Source organism: Sphingopyxis sp., assembly GCF_016463645.1.
Classification (GTDB): Bacteria; Pseudomonadota; Alphaproteobacteria; order Sphingomonadales; family Sphingomonadaceae; genus Sphingopyxis.
On sequence record NZ_JAEMQX010000238.1, the window covers coordinates 1 to 2,451 of the forward strand.

Annotated in this window: 3 protein-coding genes; all 3 read right to left on the minus strand. The window is 65.8% G+C overall.

Annotated elements, in window-relative coordinates:
- Positions 1 to 532: NAD(P)-binding domain-containing protein (locus JHC57_RS22015; protein WP_294032702.1), on the minus strand; the 532-nt coding region annotated here is incomplete at its 3' end.
- 38 nt (positions 533 to 570) lie between these two features.
- Complete coding sequence (locus JHC57_RS22020) at positions 571 to 1,503, minus strand: alpha/beta fold hydrolase (RefSeq protein ID WP_294032703.1); 933 nt, start codon at positions 1,501 to 1,503, stop codon at positions 571 to 573.
- Positions 1,500 to 2,360, minus strand: a complete 861-nt coding sequence (locus tag JHC57_RS22025) for an alpha/beta hydrolase (protein WP_294032704.1) — start codon at positions 2,358 to 2,360, stop codon at positions 1,500 to 1,502. Before JHC57_RS22025 ends, JHC57_RS22020 begins: the two co-directional genes overlap by 4 nt.
- Positions 2,361 to 2,451: the final 91 nt, after the last annotated feature.

Sequence of the window (2,451 nt, forward strand, 5' to 3'; positions counted from 1 at the left end):
CGGTGTTGGTGTAGACGCGGAACAGCCCCGAGTGGAACACCGGCTGGAGCGCGCGGACGACGATTTCGTCTTCCATCGACAGCACGCTCGCCGCGGCCTGTCCCGTCATGATCTCGCGCGCGAGATTGGGGCCGGTGAGCACGCCGACCGGGTGGCCGGGGAGGACTTCCTCGATCAGTTCGGTCATGCGCTTGCCCGAGGCGAGTTCTAGCCCCTTGGTCAGGCTGATTACCGGCACCCACGGACGGAGATGATTGCGCGCTTCCTCCAGAACCGCGCGAAAGCTGTGCGAGGGCACGCCCATGACGAGCACGTCGGCACCCGCGACGACCTCGGCCATGTCGTTCGTCGCGCGGAGCGCCGACGGCAGCTTGATGCCCGGCAGATATTTGCGGTTCTCGCTCGCGGAATTGATGCTGTCGACCGTTTCGGCGTCGCGCGCCCAGAGCGCGATCGGTGCGTTGCGCGACACGACCGACGCGACCGTCGTTCCCCAGCTCCCCCCGCCGAGCAGCCCCACCTTCAACCGCATGGATCTCTCCCTGTTTCGGCAAGAGACTGACGGCAGTTTCAATGCTTGGCAAGAAACTCGCGCTGGACGTCCGCCGTGGCCTTCGGGTCCTCGATCATCGGCACATGCGCGACATGCTCGAAGATGTGGCTGCGGCTGCCCGCGATCCCCGCTTCGAGCACCGCGACGCAGCTGACGTCGATCAGCTTGTCGTGGCGCCCCCAGATGATCAGCGTCGGCACCTTCACCTTGCCGAGCTCGTCGTTGAGCGGCTTTTCCTCCATCTCGTCGGCGATGACCCAGAAAATCTTGTCGAGCAGGTCGCGATGGCGGAGCGCGTCGGCGTAGATGACGGGCTTCAGTCGCGCCGGAACATAGGTCGGTTTGTGCACGACAAAGGCGATGAGCCGGTCGGCGTCCTCGAGGTTGGCGAGAACGAGCGGATTATAGTCGCGGTCGGCCGCGAGCTTCTGGAGCTCGCTTTCGTTTGCACCGAGGATGCCCGCGTTATTCATCAGCGTCAGCGAGCGCAGCGCGTGCGGATAGTCGATCGCAAAGCGCAGCGCGATCCAGCCGCCCATGCTGTTGCCGCCCAGATGCGGTCGCTCGATTCCAAGCGCATCCAGAAAATTCTTGAGCCGCGCGGCTTGGCTCGCCACGTCGAACGGCAATTCGCCGTCGCGGTCATTCTCGCCGAACCCCGGCAGATCGGGCGCGATCAGACGATAGTCGCGCGTCATCCACGGCGCATAGAAGGTCCAGTGATCCTTGTCGGCGCCGAAGCCGTGAACCATCACGAGCGCCGGCTTCGACGGATCGCCGCCTTCGAGATAGGGCCAGATGCGGCCGTCGACGGTCACCGTCTTGCGCACCACCCGCGCGCGGCGGCGCATCAGCCCGCGCATGATCTGCACCAGTTGCTCGGGAAAGAGGAAATAGAGGAGCGCGAGCGCAATGAGCGGCGCGAAGATCAGGACGAGAAGAATTTTCATGCCGCGGCCTTCCCCCGTACATGCGCGTCGAACCAGCCGATCAGATCATCGAGCACCGTATCGCGCTCGGGCTCGTTGTAGATTTCGTGGAACAGCCCGGGGTAGATTTCGAGCCTTTTGTCCTTCGAAGCGACGTTCGCGAACAGATAACGTGATCCCTCGGGCGCGGTGAGGCGGTCGGCTTCGCCATGCTGGATCAGGATGGGCAGACGGATCTTCGGCGCGTCGGCCTGCGCGACCGCCATCGCGTCCATGAATTCCTTGCCGAGCCGCGCGCCGATCTTGCCGCCATAGACGAGCGGGTCGGCCTGATAGGCGGCAACGACCGCCGGGTCGCGGCTCACCCCGTTCGCATCCAGGGACAGCACCCCGAGGCGCGGGAAGAAGCGCGACAGGAAGCGGCTGATCCAGACCGTGAAGCGCGACGGCGGCTCCGCCGGCAGGATCGCGGGGCCCGAGAGCGCCGCCGCGACGAACGCTTGCTGGCGCTCGACGAGGAAGAGCGTTGCAATGAGGCCGCCCATGCTGTGCCCGAGGAGCAGGCGCGGCGTGTCGCCATGGTTGATCTCGACCAGCGTCAGCAACTCGGCCATGCCGTCGAGGAAGGCCGAAAAGCGCGGCACATAGCCGCCATCGCCGTCCGAACGCCCATGGCCCCAATGATCGACGGCATAGATGGCATAGCCCGCGTCGTTGAGCCGCGTGGCCACATGTTCGTAGCGCCCGGCATGTTCGGCATAGCCGTGCGCAAGCAACACGATCGCTCTCGGCGGTCCTTCGGGCAGCCAATGCGTGACGTGAAGCGCCGCACCCGCCGCCGCCGATCCGTGCGGCAGAACGAGCGCGCCGGTCGCCATCCTCAGCGCACCGCCTTCTTGAGCGCTGCGCTGCGGTGGCCGGGGCCATCGTCGCCCGCCTTGTCGATCTTCGCGAGGATCGCCTCGAGCG